At 30.9% G+C, this 19615-nt stretch carries 17 protein-coding genes; 16 read left to right on the top strand and 1 reads right to left on the bottom strand.

What is annotated here, in order from left to right; translation table 11 throughout:
• The first annotated feature begins 55 nt into the window (after window positions 1-55).
• The gene (locus K292_RS15955) at window positions 56-2248 is read left to right on the top strand and encodes a methyl-accepting chemotaxis protein (RefSeq protein ID WP_051280304.1); all 2193 of its coding nucleotides are present in this window, start codon (window positions 56-58) and stop codon (window positions 2246-2248) included.
• Window positions 2249-2334: 86 nt separating this feature from the next.
• Here K292_RS15955 and K292_RS0104295 read toward each other — a convergent pair whose 3' ends face one another.
• Window positions 2335-4062: a GGDEF domain-containing protein gene (locus tag K292_RS0104295; protein ID WP_027398798.1), complete on the bottom strand. Its 1728-nt coding sequence runs from the start codon at window positions 4060-4062 to the stop codon at window positions 2335-2337.
• Between the two features lie 205 nt (window positions 4063-4267).
• On the opposite strand from K292_RS0104295, the gene K292_RS0104290 reads away from it, so the two are divergent.
• The 15 genes from K292_RS0104290 to K292_RS0104220 all read left to right on the top strand — a co-directional run bounded on the left by K292_RS0104290 (window position 4268) and on the right by K292_RS0104220 (window position 19493).
• A complete protein-coding gene (locus tag K292_RS0104290) occupies window positions 4268-4858 on the top strand; it encodes a nucleotidase (RefSeq protein ID WP_027398797.1) in 591 nt (196 codons plus the stop codon).
• Window positions 4859-5028: 170 nt separating this feature from the next.
• Window positions 5029-6408, top strand: a complete 1380-nt coding sequence (locus K292_RS0104285) for a PhoH family protein (RefSeq protein WP_027398796.1) — start codon at window positions 5029-5031, stop codon at window positions 6406-6408.
• A 168-nt stretch (window positions 6409-6576) separates the two neighbouring features.
• Window positions 6577-8238 (top strand): dihydroxy-acid dehydratase, encoded by a 1662-nt coding sequence (gene ilvD / locus K292_RS0104280; RefSeq protein ID WP_027398795.1) that lies wholly within the window; start codon window positions 6577-6579, stop codon window positions 8236-8238.
• Window positions 8239-8538: 300 nt separating this feature from the next.
• Entirely contained in the window at window positions 8539-9912 is a 1374-nt protein-coding gene (gene mgtE / locus K292_RS0104275) for a magnesium transporter (protein ID WP_051280301.1), read from the top strand.
• Window positions 9913-10035: 123 nt separating this feature from the next.
• A complete protein-coding gene (locus tag K292_RS15950) occupies window positions 10036-10896 on the top strand; it encodes an NAD(P)H-hydrate dehydratase (protein ID WP_037372483.1) in 861 nt (286 codons plus the stop codon).
• Window positions 10897-10969: 73 nt separating this feature from the next.
• A complete protein-coding gene (locus K292_RS18470) occupies window positions 10970-11140 on the top strand; it encodes a hypothetical protein (RefSeq protein WP_156900468.1) in 171 nt (56 codons plus the stop codon).
• A complete protein-coding gene (locus K292_RS0104260; protein ID WP_456318587.1) occupies window positions 11112-11495 on the top strand; it encodes a type II toxin-antitoxin system PemK/MazF family toxin in 384 nt (127 codons plus the stop codon). Before K292_RS18470 ends, K292_RS0104260 begins: the two co-directional genes overlap by 29 nt.
• A 25-nt stretch (window positions 11496-11520) precedes the next feature.
• A complete protein-coding gene (locus K292_RS0104255; protein WP_027398792.1) occupies window positions 11521-11949 on the top strand; it encodes a hypothetical protein in 429 nt (142 codons plus the stop codon).
• A 237-nt stretch (window positions 11950-12186) separates the two neighbouring features.
• A complete protein-coding gene (locus tag K292_RS0104250) occupies window positions 12187-14358 on the top strand; it encodes a DUF5693 family protein (RefSeq protein ID WP_027398791.1) in 2172 nt (723 codons plus the stop codon).
• Window positions 14359-15456, top strand: a complete 1098-nt coding sequence (gene csaB, locus K292_RS0104245) for a polysaccharide pyruvyl transferase CsaB (protein ID WP_027398790.1) — start codon at window positions 14359-14361, stop codon at window positions 15454-15456.
• Window positions 15457-15470: 14 nt separating this feature from the next.
• The gene (locus K292_RS0104240) at window positions 15471-16265 is read left to right on the top strand and encodes a WecB/TagA/CpsF family glycosyltransferase (RefSeq protein WP_027398789.1); all 795 of its coding nucleotides are present in this window, start codon (window positions 15471-15473) and stop codon (window positions 16263-16265) included.
• Window positions 16266-17087, top strand: a complete 822-nt coding sequence (locus tag K292_RS0104235; protein ID WP_027398788.1) for a transketolase — start codon at window positions 16266-16268, stop codon at window positions 17085-17087.
• On the top strand, window positions 17087-18016 hold the full coding sequence (locus K292_RS0104230; RefSeq protein ID WP_027398787.1) for a transketolase family protein: 930 nt from the start codon (window positions 17087-17089) through the stop codon (window positions 18014-18016). Before K292_RS0104235 ends, K292_RS0104230 begins: the two co-directional genes overlap by 1 nt.
• Before the next feature lie 86 nt (window positions 18017-18102).
• Complete coding sequence (locus K292_RS0104225) at window positions 18103-18570, top strand: protease complex subunit PrcB family protein (protein WP_245570822.1); 468 nt, start codon at window positions 18103-18105, stop codon at window positions 18568-18570.
• 131 nt (window positions 18571-18701) lie between these two features.
• Window positions 18702-19493: an ATP-binding protein gene (locus tag K292_RS0104220; RefSeq protein WP_027398785.1), complete on the top strand. Its 792-nt coding sequence runs from the start codon at window positions 18702-18704 to the stop codon at window positions 19491-19493.
• The last annotated feature ends 122 nt before the right edge of the window (window positions 19494-19615 follow it).

Raw genomic sequence — 19615 nt, 5'->3', positions numbered from 1 at the left:
CTGTATAAAATAGTGTGTAAAAAGGTAATTGTTTAAGGGAAAGAAAGGAATATATATGAAATTATTAAAAAATATGAAACTGGCTACAAAAACAGCAATACTAATATCATCTTTATTAATAATAATTTTTATAATATTAATAGGATTTAGCATTACATATACTGGGAAAAACATGGAAAAAAGTATATCAGGAGAATTTAACAGTATGTCTAAATCTAATGGTTTACAGGTTCAACAAACAATAGATACTACAGAATCTGCTACATTGGATATATCAACTTATCTTGAGAAACAATATAATTTATTGGAAGAAATGCAGGCATCAGGACAAGAATTAGGTGAAAGTGCCAGTTCTGTTTATAATATACCAATAAATTCTGTAAATTATGATACAGAAAAGTATATTACTGCAACGGCTAGAAATATAGCTGTAAATAATCCCGGGATTAATGGTATGGGAGTAATGTTTGAACCTTATAAATTTGATAAAAATATTGAAAGTTATGCCTTTTTTATATCTAAGACGGACAGTGATGGTGTAGTTAAACCATTTGATGTATATTCTCAATATTCAAAAGAGGATTATTATAAAATGGCTGTGGAAGAAAAGGATATGATTTTTACAGATCCGTTTGAATACGATGGACAAATGATTATATCAGTTGCAACACCCATAATACATAATAATGAAGTAAAAGGTATTATTGTTGCTGATTTTAATTTAGAGAATTTTTCTAAATTGGATTCAACAAATGAAGAATATCCAAGTATGTATGCTAAATTATTTAATGATAGGGGCATGATTATATATGACAGCAATGATTTTGGCAATGTAGGAAAGAATATGTCTTCTGTTTATGCTGATAAAGGCGAACTAGATCAAGTAACAAGTTCTTTTGAAAAAGGTGAGAAATTTGCAAGGGAAACAACTGTTGCTGATGGTAAAAAAGTTACATGCTTTTATAATCCAATAGAGGCAGGAAATTCTAATTGGTGGACATTAACTGCAGTGGACAGTAAGGATATGAATAAAGCTGCAACTAAGACAACCATTTGGCTTATTATTATATCTATTCTGGCTCTTATAGTTATTGTAATTGCAACTCTTATAATACTTAAAAAAATGCTTAATCCGATACAAACTGTAGTAATGGCGGCAAAAGAAATTTCAAATGGTAATTTTGATATACATTTAAATTCAGACTCTAAAGATGAAATTGGTGTATTAACCAATACTTTTGACAATACTGTAAGGATACTGAAAACCATTATACAAGATATTTCTCATGTTCTTAATAACATTGCCAACAAAAATTTGGATGTGGAAACGTCAGCTCATTATGTGGGAGATTTGGCTGAGATCGAAAAATCTATGAAGAACATTATAGGTAATTTAAATAATGTTATGGGTGATATTAATACTTCCTCAGATCAGGTTTCTATTGGTTCAGAGCAAGTTTCTGCAGGTGCTCAAGCATTGAGTCAAGGGGCTACAGAGCAAGCAAGTTCTTTGGAGGAATTATCTGCAACAATTACAGAAATTTCAGAGCAGGTTCAGCAGAATGCAGAAAATGCTAAGAATGCGGCAGAAGCTACTGCCCAGTCAGGTAATAAAATAAATGAAAGTAATAAACAAATGGATGAGATGATTGTCGCTATATCAGAAATCAGCAATAAATCAAATGAAATAGGAAGAATTATTAGAACTATAGATGATATTGCTTTTCAAACAAATATTCTTGCATTAAATGCAGCTGTTGAAGCTGCAAGGGCCGGAACAGCAGGTAAGGGTTTTGCTGTTGTTGCTGAAGAAGTTCGTAATCTTGCAAGTAAATCAGCTGAAGCCGCGCGCAACACTACAGTATTGATTGAAGAAACAGTAACTGCAGTGGAAAATGGTACAAAGATTGCCAGTGAAACTGCGCAGTCTATGCTGACAGTTGTGGATGGTGCTGAAAAAGTAATTGTACTTATTAATGAGATTGCCAATGCATCTAGTTCACAAGCTGTAGCTATTTCGCAGGTTACTCAGGGTGTTGATCAGATTTCAGCTGTTGTTCAAACTAATTCAGCTACTGCTGAGGAAAGCGCAGCAGCAAGTGAAGAATTGTCAGGTCAGGCACTAATGCTTAAACAAATGGTAGGAGAATTTAAATTTAAAAATTCTAACAGTATAATTAACAATAAACAAGATAGTGAGTTAAATTTAGATGTTATAAATGAGGAGCTTTCTGATAGTAAGTATTAAGAAAATATAATAAAGTTTTTTAGAAGAATTAATATAAATACCTTGATAGATAAAATTAAATTTATCTAAAAGGTATTTATATTTTATTAATGCTGTTTAGCAGCTTTTTTTAATTTTGCAAGTGTTTGAGTAAGCTCTAGAACATTTTTATATGATTGAGATTTATTGTCTAGATAAACACAAGTAACTGTTATAAGAGGATAGTTTTCAATTTCACTATGTCTATTAATGGAAGTAATATATCCTTTTTGAATATCGCTTTCATTATAATATTCTAATACTTCTGATTCAAACATATTTTTAATTTTTTTAAAAAATTCGTCAGTTACAATATAATCTAATATAACAATAAAATCATCTCCGCCAATATGACCTATAAACTGATTCTGAGGAACAAATTGTTTTAAAGTATCTGATAATAATTTTATAATAAGATCACCGTTTTCAAAACCATATACGTCATTGTATGCTTTAAAATTGTCAATATCAAGATATGCAATGCTATAGTTTGTATTGTTACATAAACATTGCTCAAGTTTTTGTTCAATAATTATATTTCCAGGAAGGCCAGTTAGTGGATTTTGATGTTTTGCAGTTGAAATTTCTATTTCTGTAGTTTTTTGCAGTAAATCTTTAATTGTTACAACTCCAATATATTTATTATCTTTAGTAACGACAATAAAATCATAAAGATTATTATCAGGTCTCGACATGGCCATAGAAGATACCATATTAACAGGAGTTTTATAGTCAACAGATAAAAAATTCCTATCCATTATTTTAGAAATTCCCTTATTTTGATATAAAGAAAAACCATAATAACCACTTAATTTTAATGTTAGCTTTTCTTTAGTAATAATACCTATAGGCATTTCATTTTCTACAATACATAAACCATAACACTTTGAATCTTTTTTAAAGATTTCATAAACATGGGGGATGGTTGTTTTAGAAGAGATAATTTCTATTTTATTACATAGATTTCCTATGTAAATATTAGATATTAAACTATGCTTTGACTGATTTTTTTTAATGTTTAAATTTTTAATTATTTCTAAAATTTCTTTATTAATTTTTAAAATTTCTGTATCAGGTTTTTGAATATAATATCCTTGTCCATATTGAACTCCTAAATTTATTAAAGTTTCCATTTCTTTATATGTTTCTATACCTTCTGCGATTAACTGTGTATTTGATACTTTGGAAAATTCAACCATTCCCTTTACAAGGGCAAATTTTAAATTATCAGAATCAATATCTCTTATTAAATTCATATCAAGCTTTATATAATTTGGATTAATATCGCTTATGAGATTCAGACCTGAATATCCAGCGCCTGCATCATCAATGGCAATTTTATAATTCTGGTTTTTATAATGTTCAATAGATGCTCTGAATCCAGACATATTATTAATTACGTTTCTTTCTGTTATTTCAAATATAATATTACTGGGAGAAATATTATATTGCTCTAAATATGACTTTGTGAATCCTTTTATAAAATTTTCAGCATACATTATGTTGGGATTTACGTTAAGAAAAAGTTTTTTATTATATGGCGGTATCATAAATTTAAAGGCAGCTTCAAGGGCTCTGATTCTGCAAAGCTGCTCTAAATCCCAAAGTTTGTTATATTCTATTGCATATGTAAATAGAATATCTGGGTTTTTTATTTCACTTTCACAAGTTATTCTGCTTAATGCTTCATGTCCGAGAACACTGCCATCTCTAATAGAGATAATTGGCTGAAAAACAGTTTTAATTTGTTTTTTTTTAATTATATATTCTAAAGATTCTCTTTTGTCTTTAGTCATAAATGACCTCCATTTTTTGTTAATTCTATTATCCCATATATAATATAAATATTTTTAAATTAAAAACAAGAAATTTAATGTTAAATTTATGTAAAATATTGATATGCTTAAATATACACTTTACATACACTTTACCTCTTTTTAAAGATAATTTTTTTAAATTCGTTATAATGAAAATATAACAGAATAAGAGGAGGTGTATTTAATGAGAAAGTTGAATTTATGTATTGATATTGATGGAACCGTTACAGAACCATATTATTGGATTCCAAGAGTAAATGAATATTTCAATACAAATATAGAACCAAAGGATGTAAAGTTTTATGAGATTCATAAGCTTTTAGGTGTTAAAGAAAATGTTTATAATGAGTTTTATGAAATTTACGGAGAGTTGTTACACAAAGAGGCTAAAATAAGAGTTGGAGTTAAAGAGATTATAAATAAGCTGTACGATTTACACAATATATATTTTGTTACTGCAAGAGAAGAACGTATGAGATATGTTAGCTTAGAATGGTTGACCCGAAATCAATTACCTATGCATGGCATACATTTACTTGGAAGTCATAATAAAGTGCGAAAAGCAGTAGATTTAGATTGTGACTTATTTATCGAAGACAGGTATGAAAATGCATTACAGTTAGCACATGCAGGATTTGAAGTTTTACTAATTGACTGTAATTATAACAAAGGTATGCTGCCTTCTAATGTAACACGTGTAAGACATTGGTTTCAAATAGATAAATTAATAAAAGATTACGCAGAACAGAACGATGAATTTAAAGTAGCGTTATAACTATTTAATTAATTAGTAGCTTATAACGCTATTTTTATATTATTTGTATTAAATTTTATTTGAGTTTAAAAAGATAAAATTGGCATAAACAAGATTAGTATAATATTATATGCCATGCAAAATCCTGATTTTTATTTATACTTTTCAACTCATAAAAGGAGGAGCTATAGTTGATAAAGAATTATATTTTAGATACAAATGTATTAATTCATTATCCGGGATGTATTTATACATTTGAAGATAATAATATAATAATTCCATTAATATGTTTGGAAGAATTAGATAATTTAAAGAAAAAGGAAGGTGTTTTGGGATATCAAGCAAGAGAAGCTATCAGAGAAATTAATAATGTAAGGCAGTATGGTAATATTCATACTGGGGTTAAGTTGCCAAGTGGCGGAACTCTGAGGGTTGAATTAAATCACATGGATCCTATGGATATTCCCAATGCAGTAGATTTGAATAAAAATGATAACAAAATATTAACAATTGCTATTAATCTTAAAAATGAATCAAAAGATGTAAATACAATTTTAGTAACCAAAGATCTCTGTGTTGCTATAAAAGCGGAGTCAATGAACTTAGAAGTTCAGGATTATCAAAATGATAAAATAGATGTTGATCAAATATACAAAGGTTATAAAGAAATATATTTACCATCCTTAAAAATAGATGAGATATACCAAGGTGGACTTGAGTTAGATGCAGAAACAGAATTGGCATTATATCCAAATGAATTTTTGTCCATCAAAAGTAATGATAATAATTCACATGAAACTATTGCAAAATATGACGGTAAAAAAATTGTACCGTTAAAATATGCATCGGATAAAGCATGGGGTCTTACTCCAAAAAACAGAGAACAAAGAATGGCTTTTGAACTTCTTATGGATGAAGATATACAATTGGTAACAATAAGTGGAGGAGCAGGTACAGGAAAATCTATACTATCAGTTGCCACTGCTTTCCAAAAGGTTATAGAAAATAATGTGTATGATAAGATTATTTTGGTAAAGCCTGTGATTTCAGCAGGTGAATCTATTGGATATTTACCGGGGAAAGAAGCTGCTAAATTAAAACCATTTATGGATTCATTTGGAGATGCTGTTGAAAGTTTAATGAGTGAACGGAACAAAAAATATTGTTGTAAAAATGATAATATGAGAAAAAGAAGTGAATATAACGAAAAGCCTGTGTTTTCTGTGCAAGGATTTCTTGACCAATATAAAGATGCAGGAATAATTGAAATGAAAACTTTTTCTTTTATGAGAGGAAGAACTTTATCAAATTCCATAGTTATTCTTGATGAGGCACAAGAAATGACTCCTCATCTTGCAAAGCTAATGCTTACAAGAGCAGGTGAAAATGCAAAATTTGTAATGATAGGAGACCCGTCAGATAACCAAATAGATAATACTCTTGTAGATTCAAAATCAAATGGACTAGTTTATGTTATAGAGAAAATGAAATCATATGATATAACAGGACATATTTCACTTGAAGAAGTTGAACGCAGTCCATTAGCTAAAATAGCAGAAGATTGTTTATAAAATGTGTCAAAGCTTAATTTTCGTATAATTTTATTTTCGAGAGTTTCCTTCATATTTTGACTAATTATAAGTTTTAAGGTATAATAATTAATTAACTTATAATTTCCTTTGTTAAATGAGGTAAATATACGATTGATAAATAAATTAATTAAATATGGAGGTTTTTGTATGAATAGCAAGAATATTAAGAGTGGTCCTTCCGGTGCGCCTGTACGTACGCTTTTTTATGGAATGGGATATACTCGTGAGGAAATAGATAGACCGATTATAGGTATTGTAAATTCTCATAATGAAATTGTACCTGGGCATATGCTTTTAGATAGAATCGCAGATGCTGCTAGAACTGGAGTTTTAATGTCAGGCGGAACTCCTGTTGAATTTCCAGCTATAGCAATTTGTGATGGTATAGCTATGGGACATGAAGGAATGAAATTTCCACTTGCAAGCAGAGAATTAATTTGTGATTCTATAGAAGCAATGGCAAAGGGTCATCAACTTGATGGTCTTGTACTTATTCCAAACTGTGATAAAATAGTTCCAGGAATGTTAATGGCTGCAGCAAGACTAAATATTCCTTCGGTAGTTGTTAGTGGTGGAGCTATGAGAGCCGGCTATGCTGATGGAAACGTTTTAGATTTTAACAGTATTATGGAAAAAGTAGGTTCGTTTAAAAATGGTGATTGTACTGAAGAAGAACTTGAGGTTGTTGCAGAAAATGCCTGTCCCGGATGTGGATCGTGTTCAGGACTTTTTACAGCTAACAGTATGAATTGCTTGACAGAAGTACTTGGAATGGGACTTCCATATAATGGAACGGCCCTTTGTGACAGTGGTGAAAGAGTAAGACTTGCAAAGATAGCTGGAATGAAGGTTATGGAGTTGGTACAAAAAGATATAAAACCAAGAGATATTTTAACTGATAAAGCTTTTGAAAATGCCATTTCTGTAGATATGGCTATGGCAGGTTCTACAAATACAGTACTTCATTTACCTGCAATTGCCCATGAAGCCGGTATAAAATTGGATTTATCTATTTTTGATAGAATCAGCGAAAAGACACCTTATATTGCAAAATTAAGTCCAAGCGGAGTTCATCATATAGAAGACTTACACAGAGCCGGAGGAATTCCAGCACTTATGAACGAAATGACTAAAAAGGATTTAATTAATAAAGATTGTATTACAGTAACAGGTTTTACAATAGGTGAAAATATTGCCAATACAAAAGTTAAAGATTACAGCATTATTATGCATATAGAAAAGCCGTACAGAAACAGAGGAGGGCTTGCAATTTTAAGAGGAAACCTGGCACCTGACGGAGCAGTAGTAAAAGAATCCGCAGTAGCAGAAGAAATGCTTGTCCATTCAGGTCCGGCAGTAGTTTTTAATTCAGAAGAAGAGGCTTGCGATGCTATTTGGGGCAAAAAGATTAAAAAGGGTGATGTTATTGTAATCAGATATGAAGGTCCAAAGGGCGGTCCAGGAATGAGAGAAATGCTTTCACCTACTTCATCTATAGCGGGAATGGGTTTAGACAAGGATGTGGCATTATTAACTGACGGAAGATTTTCAGGAGCATCAAGAGGTGCATCCATAGGACACATATCACCTGAAGCAATGAATGGAGGCCTTATTAGATTGATTAAAGATGGCGATATAATCCATATAAATATACCGGAAAGAACTCTTTCTGTTGATATTGCCGATGAAGACATAAAATCAAGAGAGGCAGAATTTGTAATGCCTGAGCCAAAAGTTAAGAGCGGTTATTTGGCAAGATATGCTAAACTTGTAACATCTGCAAATACAGGTGCAGTATTAGAAGTATAAATTATTTTTAAAATACTTGCATTATATTAAAAAGATAATGTATAATTTTATGGTTAGTAAATTTACTAACCATAATTTTTCCAACAATTTTCATAGTCTATAAAAATCTAAATATAAGAGAAAAGGAGTGAAAGTTTAAATGGACAATGGGCCGAGTTATATGTTAACTCAAAAAACAATTGAATTATATCCATACTTTCACTATAAATTTTCTAGTATCTAAAAACCTTTTTAATTATAGTTCAAAGTAGGGAATGATTCGTTGCACTAAATAAAAGCATAAAGGAGGAATCAAGGCCAATGGAGAACGAAAAATCATTAGAAAATATTTTTGAAAATATAAAAATTGAATTAATAAACAAAAGATATGTAAAAGCAAGGGATTTACTTCTTGAAAACAATGAAGTGGATATAGCTGAAATTTTAGAAGAAGTTTTGGAAGAACTTGGTATTGAAAAAACAATTATTTTATTTAGAACTCTTCCAAAAGATGTTTCAGTTGAAGTCTTTTCATATTTGCCTTCTGATGATCAGGTGGCAATTATTAATGGCATTACAGATAAGGAAATAAAACATATCATAGATGAACTTGATTTTGATGATAGGATTGATGTTTTAGAAGAACTGCCGGCTAATGTAGTAGATAAAATTTTAGAAAAATCTACTAAAGAAGAACGCAGAATGATAAATACTTTCCTTAATTATCCTGAAACAAGTGCAGGAAGTTTGATGACACCTGATTATATAAGCTTGAGAAAAGATATGACTGTTGGAGAAGCTATGGCGTATATTAAGTCTGAAGGTATGGACAGTGAGACAGTTTATACGTGTTATGTAAAAGACAGCGGAAGAAAGCTTATAGGTATTGTGTCTTTAAGAACTTTGGTTATTGAAGATGATAATGTTTGTATTAAAGACTTAATGCATGAAGACTTTATTAGTGTAAATGTTATGGATGACCAAGAAGAAGTTTCTGAAGTGTTCAAAAAGTATGGTTTTCTGGCCATTCCTGTAGTTGATAAGGAAGATCGTCTTGTGGGAATCATTACAGTAGACGATATTTTAGATGTTATTGAAGAAGAAACGACAGAAGACTTTCAAAAAATGGCAGGTGTTGCAACTTCCACAAAAGAATATTTAGATATGAGTGTATGGAAACATGTGAAAAACAGGATCCCGTGGCTATTTGCCCTCATGTGCTCCTATATTATAACTGGAAGTATTATAACAAATTTTGAAGAAGTATTATCAAAAGTAATTAGCCTGGTTGCTTATTTACCTATGCTAATGGGAACGGGGGGGAATTCAGGTTCTCAGTCTGCAACTTTGGTAATTCGCGGAATGGCATTAGGAGATGTGGAACTTAAAGATTTCGGCAAAGTACTTTGGAAAGAAGCAAGGGTCAGTTTTTTTATAGGAATAGCTTTAAGTTTATTAAATTTTGCCAGAATTTACTGGATTGATAATCAAAGTATTTGGATTGGTTTTACTGTTTGTGGTTCTATGCTTGTAATTGTTATGGCCGCAAAGATAATAGGAAGTATGCTTCCTATGGCTGCAAAGAAAGTGGGTATTGACCCTGCTCTTATGGCAAGTCCAATGATCTCATCTCTTACAGACATGGTTTCAGTTGTGACATATTTTGCTTTGGCAACATTAATTCTAGGTGTATAATAAAAAATTATTTTTAAATAAAATTGCAAGGATATTACCCCTTGCAATTTCTGTTATATATTGTTAATAATAAGTATGTATAATAATTTTAAAATAAAAAGATCATATTAATAGGGTGAAAAAATGAAAAGGTTTGAAAATTATAGTTTAATTACAAAAGAATCTGTTAATACTTTTATTAAGAAAAGGAAAAAAGAGATACATAAGGGTAATTTGGGACATGTATTAATTATGGCAGGTTCTAAAGGTATGACCGGTGCAGCTATACTAAGCGCAAGAGGCGCACTAAGAGCAGGTGCAGGTCTTGTTACAGTTGCTATAGATGAAGAATTATTTCCCATCGTTCAGGTTGGAATTCCAGAAGCTATTTGTATCTCAAGAGAAAACTTAAAAGATAATTTGGCTAAATATGATGCTGTTGCAGCAGGTCCGGGATTAGGGGATGATGAGAAAAATGTAAATTTGATAAAAACAATTTTAAAAGAGCACAAGGGAGTTTTTGTTTTAGATGCAGATGGTTTAAATATCTTTTCAAGGATGAATATTGTAGGCACTTTAAAGGAGTCTAAAGCAAAACTTATTATTACACCACATCCGGGTGAAGCTTCAAGGCTTTTAGGAAAGAGTACTGTTAAAATTAATGAGGACAGGCTAGCAAGTGCTATTGAACTTACAGAGGTAACGGGTGCGGTTGCAGTACTTAAAGGGGCAGGCACAGTAGTGGCAACTCCGGAAGGAAAAACATATATTAATATTACAGGAAATCCAGGAATGGCAACAGGGGGTAGCGGTGATGTTTTAACAGGCGTTATTGCAGCCCTAGGGGGACAAGGTCTTGACCCAGAAGTTGCCGCAAAGGTAGGCGTATTTCTACATGGTATGGCAGGAGATATGGCTGCTGAATCAATTGGAGAGTATGGATTAATTGCATCTGATATAGCTAACATGATATCTTATGCGATTAAAGAAGTATGTAAGATTTGACATTTGACACAGAATAAAGTCAGCAATATAATTAATATTAGATACGTTACAATATTTATAAAGGTGGTTTTTTATGTCAAATCAAATGAAAATAATTGAATATCCTAAATCAGAACTTTTAGAAGTGATGAAAAATGGTTATCAAGAAATGGGAATTTTGAATAGTAGTCTTTCTGAAGAAGGGTTACATCAGGATTTAGAAGATTTAAATAAATATGAAAAAAATTTATTGGAGAGTGAATGACTTGATAGTAAAGAAAGGCGATATATTTTTTGCAGATTTAAGTCCTGTTGTTGGATCAGAACAGGGTGGAGTAAGGCCCGTTCTTGTAGTGCAAAATGATATTGGAAATAAATATAGTCCTACTATTATTGTAGCGGCAGTCACATCACAGATAAATAAGGCTAAGCTACCGACTCATGTTCAAATCGGAGCTTTAGGTCATGGTTTAAGTAAAGATTCTGTTGTCCTTATGGAACAGCTCAGAACAATAGATAAAAAAAGATTAAGAGAAAAAATTGGAAAAGTTGATGAAGATATTATTGAAGATGTAAATGAAGCTCTTACTATAAGTTTAGGAATTAATAATAATTTATAGTAGAATCAGGTTTTAGGGGGAACAAATGAAAAAAATTATATTAATATTGATTACAGGTATTTTATTGTTAGCACTCACTATCGTCGCAGGAGCAGTGAGCACAACACCAGGCTCAGAAGATGATCCTGTAGTTACTAAGAGTTATGTCGATTCACAAATTGCAGAACTTAAAAGTAATAATACTACAGCAGAGACCTTTAAAGCTATTGAAGTAAAAGCTGGTCAAAAATTAATAGGATCAGAAGGAACTGAAATTATTTTAAGAAGCGGAGAGGCAAAAGCTATTGACAATGGTGCCAATGGAGTTTCTGATATAAGTGATGGCAAGGATTTAATGACAGGTTATTGGGTTTATCCAAATCATTTGTTGTTAACGCCTAGAGATGATGGCAGAGGTATTTCTGCAACGACGGACATATGGGTGATGGTTCGTGGTAGTTATACAATACAATAGAATATAATTATTAGATAAAGACCCGTTTCGCTTTTGCGTAACGGGTTATTTTAGTATAATAACATTTTCACGCATAAGGTAAATTTAGAAAGTAATGTTTTAAATAATAAGTAATTAAATTAAATATGTATTGCGTTATTTTTTATTTAAAATTCTTTTTTTTTATATTTACTAAAAAGAGCAAAAAAGGTACAATGTAGGATAGTGTTTATAAAAAACTAGAAAAAGGAGTAAGGGATGAAGACATTTATTAAAGAAAATAAAATACTTTTACTTATTATTGTTGTAGCTATAATAGCTGCTGTTTCAGTACTTATTGGAAGATTTAACGTAGAAAGCAAAAATAAAGTATATGATATTGTCTTAGATTATAGTGAAATAGAAGAAATGGCAAATCAATCAGAACATGATGTTGCTTGGTGGTTTAATCAATTTAAGGATATGGGCATTACAAAAGTTGGATTGTCAGAAGAAAATCTTATAACTCTAACCGAAAATAAAGATGTTAAAGTTAGTGCGGAAATTATGTATAAAATTATGCAGGAGGCTGATTGGGAGAAAAATTATCCAAGCAATTTAATAGAAAAAATGAAGGATCATGGATATGATAAGGATGATGTACTTATTGAAGCTGCATCAAAACAAGATTATGATTTTTTATTAAATGCAATAACATCCAGATTTTCATCTGAAAAATATTATTATGAAGCAAATGAAAATGGTGGATATATAGTTCTTGATGGAACTCCTAAAGAAACTTTATATAAACAAAAATATAAATTAGTAAATTCAAAGAAAAAAGAATCTGCAGAAATAAATGAGATATATAGTTCAAGGTTATTTTATTTAAATTTTGGGATGCTTCAGTCAAAAGTTGATATTTTAAATAAAACCGGTATGGAAATAATACCAAGAACTGCCAGTTATAAAGGTTGGAATGATACAAAGTATGCAAATGCTGTTATAAATGATTATAATAAACTAAATCTTAAATATCCATATATGATAGTTGGCGGTGAGGCTGTGATCGGAAACGATGACGGAAATGATATTGCTAGAAAGTATATAGAAGATAATAATATAAAAATAGGATTGATTGAAAACACTACTCAGCGTCAAAATATTTTACAATATGGTGTTGAAGATATTGTAAGGTATAATAATAATTACAATGCAGTGAGAATATTCACTGTATGGGATTATATTCAAAACAGATACAAGTATTATGGTTATGAAGGTGCTGAAGAAATTGAAAATACTCTATTCAGAGCTATTGTAGAAAGAAATATAAGAGTAATTTATTTTAAACCTATAAAAGAATATAAAGATCAGCAGGTTTATGTAACGGATGTCAACGAATACAAAACAATGTTTTCAAATTTGGAAAAAAGACTAAAGCAGCATAATATTCATTTTGGACAAGCATCTGTTATGCACAATTATCATGTGAATTTACTTGCAGAGCTTATTATGGCTCTTGGTTGTATAGCTGCATTTATTTTATTAATACAAAGAATTTTACCTGTTGGCAGAAAAGTAAAATTAGTATTATTTCTATTGGGAATTTTGTTTGTTATAGGTATAGTTTTATTTATGCCTTCATATTTAAAGCTATTATGCAGTTTTGCAGCAGCAGTAATTTTCCCATGCTTGGCAGTTTCATTTATTTCTAAGCAGAGTAAATTATTCGAAGATACGCTGAATAAAGATGAAAAAATTACAAAAATTATACCATTAGCCATAAGTGTATTAATTATAGGAGTAATAATATCTCTGTTAGGTTCCATAATGACAGCGGCTCCTATTTCTTCTATAAATTATATGCTTGAAATTGATATATTCAGAGGTGTGAAATTAGCTCAACTATTACCTATTGCTTTCTTCATAATAGTTTATTTAGCTTATTTTGGTTTCAAAGGAGAAAAGAAATCATTATGTAAATTAGAATTTAACGACATAAAAGATATATTGAATACTAATATCAAAATTTGGATGATATTACTTGGAGTTATTATTATAGGTGTAGGTTGGTACTACATTGATAGAACAGGTCATGAATCTTCTGTTGAAGTGTCAAATCTGGAAATGATATTTAGAAATGCTTTGGAAGATCATCTTTTAGCAAGACCTAGAAATAAAGAATTTCTATTTGCATTTCCTGCAGTGATGATGTTTGTCTATACATCAGTACGAGGTTTTAAATTGTGGCCGTTTATTTTTGGACTGTCATCAGTAATTGGAATGACATGTGTAGTAAATACATTTATGCATATTAGAACGCCGCTTTATTTAGGGTTTGTCAGAACAGGATATTCTTTATCATTTGGTATAATAGCAGGGGTTTTAGCAATTATAGTATTTGAACTGATCTATAAGTTATATAAAAAGATAGAAAGGCTGATTGTCTAAATGTATAAAATACTTATTTCTGGCTATTACGGATTTAATAATATTGGAGATGAATCCATATTAACAGCTGTAATAGCAAGTTTAAGAGATAAGCTTGATGATATTGATATTACTGTGTTATCTCAAAATCCTGAATCAACAATAGAAAAATATAATGTAAAATCTGTGAATAGAAAGTCTTTTAAAGCTATTATTAAGGCAGTTAGAAAATGTGATTTACTTATAAGCGGAGGTGGAAGTCTGCTTCAAGATACAACAAGTAAAAAAAGTATTATATACTATCTTATGATTATGTGGCTTGCTAAGATATTTAGGAAAAAAATATTCATTTACAGTCAGGGGATAGGTCCTATTATCAGCAAAATAAATCGTAGATTAACTGCTGAAACTTTAAAAACTGTAAGCGGAATTGTTGTAAGAGATGAAGCTTCTAAAGAATTATTAATAGAAATCGGTGTTAACTCAAATAAAATTTTTGTAACAGCAGATCCGGTACTAAGAATAAAAAAAGCAGATTTATCCATAGGTAGAAAAATATTGGAAAAAGCTGGATATACAGAAGATGAAAATAAAATAACAGTTGGCTTTGCCATAAGAGAGAAAAAAATTCACAGTAATTTTGTAGATGAGATATGTATTTCTATTAATAAGCTTGTAGAAGAATATAATGCTCAGATAGTTCTTATTCCATTTCACTTTTCTGAAGATATGGCAGTTTTGGAAGAAATTAAATTAAGGCTTGGTGATATGGTAATTTGTATAAAACAAAAATATCTTACAGAAGAAATGCTTAGTATAATTGGGAATATGGATGTTTTGGTAGGAGTCAGACTTCATGCTTTAATTCATGCTGCAATTATGGAGGTGCCTATGATAGCCATTTCTTACGATCCTAAGATAAATTCTTTTATGCATTCTCTAGATATGAAAGCTATGTGCAGTATGTATGATTTTAAAAGTGAATTTTTTATTGAGGAATTCGATAAAACCGTAAAAGAATCAGAAATGATTAAAAATAATATAAAAAGTAAAATTGATAAGCTTATTAAAAAATTAGATACAAATGAAGATATGATAAAAAAGATAATGAAAAATTAATTTAAGGGAAAAATATGAATAAAAGTAAAAGAGTAAAGATATTATCCGTTCCTGTTGACATGGTAAATGCAGATGAAGCTATGGAAATTTTTAAAGAGCTAATGGAGGAACAAGAATGTAGTGAATCGAGTCTTATTGTAACACCTAATTCGGAAATAATAGTAAATGCAGCAAAAGATAAGGAGCTTAAAGAGTTAATTGAAAGTGCACAGCTTATTATTCCTGACGGAATAGGTATTGTATATGCTTCAAAAATTATGGGTATCCCATTAAAAGAAAGAGTAACAGGAATTGATTTTCTGGAACAAATTATAGCGTATTTGGAAAAAACGGGTCAATCCATTTATTTTTTAGGAAGTAAGCCGGCTATTGAGGCAAAAGAAGAAGGTCAAGAGGCAAGAGCTTCGGTTGCCGAAATGGCAGCATTGGAAATTCTAAAAAAATATCCTGATTTAAAAATTGCTGGAACTCATCATGGGTATTTTAAAGAATCTGAAGAATCAGATGTTGTAGAAAAAATTAACAACTCCGGAGCTGATTTTTTATGTGTGGCATTAGGATCACCGAAACAAGAAAAATTTGTTAATAAGTATAAAGATAGATTAAATGTAAAAGCTGCAATTGGAGTAGGTGGAAGTCTTGATGTATGGGCAGGTACTTTAAAACGAGCACCCGAATTTTATCAAAAAAACGGATTGGAATGGTTATATCGATTGATACAAGAACCAAGCAGATATAAGAGAATGATGGCATTGCCACTTTTCATGATAAAGGTAATTCTAAGTAAATTTACAGGAGGTAAAAAGTAGATGAGTGATTATGGTAAACTAATTAAAGTTGCCAATGATATCAGGATTGATATTGTAAAGCAAGTACATTTTGCTGGTTCCGGTCATCCAGGAGGATCATTGTCAGCAGCAGATATTGTAACAGTACTTTATTTTTATGAAATGAATATCGATTCAGCAAATCCTAAAAAAGCTGATAGAGATAAGTTTGTTCTTTCTAAAGGTCATGCTGCACCCGTGCAGTATGCAGCTTTAGCAGAGAAAGGATACTTTCCTAAGGATGAGCTTTGGAAATTAAGAAAACTTGGATCCATGCTACAAGGTCACCCTGATATGAAAAAAGTTCCGGGAATAGAAATGTCAACAGGTTCTTTAGGACAAGGTATTTCCGCAAGTGTAGGTATGGCATTAGCTAATAAAATTGATAACAATCCGGGCAGAATCTATACGTTAATTGGAGATGGAGAGCTTCAGGAAGGTCTTGTTTGGGAAGCGTTTATGGCATCTTCACATTATAAACTGGATAATCTCACAGCGATTCTTGATTGGAATGGTCTTCAAATAGATGGTAAAAATGAAGACGTAATGACAGTTACACCAGTTGATAAGAAATTTGAAAGCTTTGGATGGAATGTTATTAAAATAGATGGTCATTCTTTTGAAGAGATAATAAAGGCCTTTGAAGGAGCCAAAAAATGTAAGGGAAAACCTACGGTAATAATTGCAAAAACCATAAAAGGAAAGGGTGTTTCTTTTATGGAAAACAATGCAGGATGGCATGGAAAAGCGCCTTCAGAAGAAGAAGCTAAACAAGCAGTGGCAGAACTGGGAGGTGAATGGTAATGGCAAATAAAATAGCAACGAGACAAGCATATGGAGAAGCTTTGGTAGAACTGGGTAAAAAATATGATAATTTAATAGTTTTAGATGCTGATCTTTCCAAATCTACTATGACAGCAGGATTTTCAAAAGAATATCCAGATAGATTTTTTAATATGGGGATTGCAGAACAAAATTTATATGGAACTGCTGCAGGCCTTGCTGTTTCCGGTAAAATTGTATGTGCAAGTACTTTTGCAATGTTTGCAGCAGGAAGAGCTTTTGAAATAATCAGAAATTCTATAGGATATACAAAAGCCAATGTAAAAATCTGTGCAACTCATGCGGGTATCACAGTAGGAGAAGATGGTGCAAGTCATCAAGTAATAGAAGATTTAGCTCTTATGAGAAGTATTCCGGGTATGGTTGTTTTAAATCCCGCAGATGGTAATTCTGCAAAGAGATTAGTTGAAGCGGCAATAGAATATAATGGGCCTGTATATGTCAGACTTGGAAGACTGGCTACACCTATTTTTTATGAAGAAAATGCTGATGTTGAAATAGGAAAAGGCAACGTTTTAAGAGATGGATCTGACTATACAATAATTGCAACAGGTTTTATGGTAAATGAAGCGATCCAGGCAGCAGAATTGCTTAAATCAGAGGGTATTAGCATAAGGGTTATAGATATGCATACAATAAAGCCAATTGATAAAGATATAATCATTAAGGCTGCTAAAGAAACAAAAGGTATTGTTACAGCGGAAGAACATAATATAATTGGTGGTCTTGGTGGGGCTGTTGCTGAAGTTGTAACTGAAAATTGTCCAATAAAAATGAAGATAGTTGGAATTAAAGATAAATTTGGTCAGTCTGGTAAACCATTAGAACTAGTTGAAGAATATGGACTAACTGCAAAAGATTTAGTACTAGCAGTAAAAAGTCTTGTTTAATAATCAAAAAATGGAATAATAATCTCCTTTCTCGAATAGATTTTATAAATAATTGATGTCGGGGAGGGAGTTTTATTGTGAGTAAAATGAAATTTACTAAGAAGCTGCATATGCCAAGTAAAAAAGTAATCATAATATTAATTATTATAGCTGCTGTTATTGCCATGGTTATGGCAGGGTTACATATTTTTAAAGGTGATGAGAAAGTGGAATTTAAAGTATTGAATGAAAAGGAAATACCACAACAGATAATTAGTCAAGTTATACCTGAGTACAGACAACTAGAAAGAGCACTTGCTTGCATGGTAGACGATAAGGTTTATGTCATTGCAACTCGCGGTGAAAAACCTACATCTGGCTATAAAATAACTATTGAAAAAATGGTACTGACAGAAAAGGATGGCATTAAAAACTTACAAGTTTATACGGAATTCAAAGATCCGGAACCGGGTACAGCATTGACACAAGTACTTACTTATCCTCTTCAGGTAGTAGAAACGAATCTTACCGAGCTGCCTGATCAAATAGAACTTAAAGTTCAGTATGCAGAATAATTTTTAAAAAGAAACACTCTAATTAAAATGTATAACAGCATTTTAATCAGAGTGTTATTTTTTTACGCCATAATTGACAAAAAAAATAAAAATTGGTAAAATAATACAAAAAGTCAGGAGCATGTTAAATTATGGATAATATAAACAGAAATTTATCTAGGGAACAGGAACCAATAGAAGAATATATCTATAGAGAAAAGCTTAAGGTTGGAATTGTGGGAAGTTCAACTTCTGCAGGGGCAAGTTTTATAACAGTATGTATGGCCAGGGCACTGGCAAATACAAAAAAATATAATCCTGTTGTTGTGGAAATAAATAACAGCAGTATTTATGATTCCATAGGAATGGATAAACGTTTTGCCGGAAGAAAATTTTACCCATTTTTCAATACTTTGTCTAAAGGGGAACCTATTAAAGGAAAAATAAATATGGATGAAGGTATCAATTGGGCAGTTAGAAGTCCAGAAGAAAGAAGTGTTTCCTTGGATCTATATGAAAAACTTATGCTTATAAATAATACAGCGGGAAATATTATATTGTGCAATTTTTCAGTAGCTTCAAATTATAAGGATAAAGAAGATATAATAAGATTGCTAAGAGATATGGATCATATTTTAGTTGTAATAGATCCTTTACCTTCTAAAATGCTTGTAAGCTATGATTTTTTTAAAAAAATCAAGGCGTTGAAGTCAGAAGAAAGATTTGTTACTTATTTGATAAACAAGAATAATAATGGGGTTATTAAAAGAGAAATGCTGGGGTTCTTAAAAATAAAAAAACCAATTTATATACCATATATAAATTCAGAATATATTTATAAAGCTGAGTATAACTGTAAAAACCCATATAGTATAGCGGAAGTAAAAAATCAGTTGGAATCTTCAATGAGAGAGATATTTCACAGACTAAACACAGAATTGTAATAAATTTGTAATATGTTAAGGTGTTTTATAATTAAATGAACTATAGTATAATATTTTGTAAATATATACAAGATATTGCGAACTTTTGTAGTTCGATTAGGGCAATTGCCATATGGGACAAT

It is taken from the genome of Anaerovorax odorimutans DSM 5092 (genome assembly GCF_000426305.1).
Lineage (GTDB): Bacteria > Bacillota > Clostridia > Peptostreptococcales > Anaerovoracaceae > Anaerovorax > Anaerovorax odorimutans.
This window is presented reverse-complemented; position numbering and strand designations above follow the sequence as displayed.

Coding starts and splice junctions, on each gene's coding strand:
- K292_RS15955 (WP_051280304.1), top strand. CDS start 56: ATGAAATTATTAAAAAATATGAAACTGGCTACAAAAACAGCAATACTA.
- K292_RS0104295 (WP_027398798.1), bottom strand. CDS start 4,062: ATGACTAAAGACAAAAGAGAATCTTTAGAATATATAATTAAAAAAAAA.
- K292_RS0104290 (WP_027398797.1), top strand. CDS start 4,268: ATGAGAAAGTTGAATTTATGTATTGATATTGATGGAACCGTTACAGAA.
- ilvD (WP_027398795.1), top strand. CDS start 6,577: ATGAATAGCAAGAATATTAAGAGTGGTCCTTCCGGTGCGCCTGTACGT.
- mgtE (WP_051280301.1), top strand. CDS start 8,539: ATGGAGAACGAAAAATCATTAGAAAATATTTTTGAAAATATAAAAATT.
- K292_RS15950 (WP_037372483.1), top strand. CDS start 10,036: ATGAAAAGGTTTGAAAATTATAGTTTAATTACAAAAGAATCTGTTAAT.
- K292_RS18470 (WP_156900468.1), top strand. CDS start 10,970: ATGTCAAATCAAATGAAAATAATTGAATATCCTAAATCAGAACTTTTA.
- K292_RS0104260 (WP_456318587.1), top strand. CDS start 11,112: ATGAAAAAAATTTATTGGAGAGTGAATGACTTGATAGTAAAGAAAGGC.
- K292_RS0104255 (WP_027398792.1), top strand. CDS start 11,521: ATGAAAAAAATTATATTAATATTGATTACAGGTATTTTATTGTTAGCA.
- K292_RS0104250 (WP_027398791.1), top strand. CDS start 12,187: ATGAAGACATTTATTAAAGAAAATAAAATACTTTTACTTATTATTGTT.
- csaB (WP_027398790.1), top strand. CDS start 14,359: ATGTATAAAATACTTATTTCTGGCTATTACGGATTTAATAATATTGGA.
- K292_RS0104240 (WP_027398789.1), top strand. CDS start 15,471: ATGAATAAAAGTAAAAGAGTAAAGATATTATCCGTTCCTGTTGACATG.
- K292_RS0104235 (WP_027398788.1), top strand. CDS start 16,266: ATGAGTGATTATGGTAAACTAATTAAAGTTGCCAATGATATCAGGATT.
- K292_RS0104230 (WP_027398787.1), top strand. CDS start 17,087: ATGGCAAATAAAATAGCAACGAGACAAGCATATGGAGAAGCTTTGGTA.
- K292_RS0104225 (WP_245570822.1), top strand. CDS start 18,103: ATGAAATTTACTAAGAAGCTGCATATGCCAAGTAAAAAAGTAATCATA.
- K292_RS0104220 (WP_027398785.1), top strand. CDS start 18,702: ATGGATAATATAAACAGAAATTTATCTAGGGAACAGGAACCAATAGAA.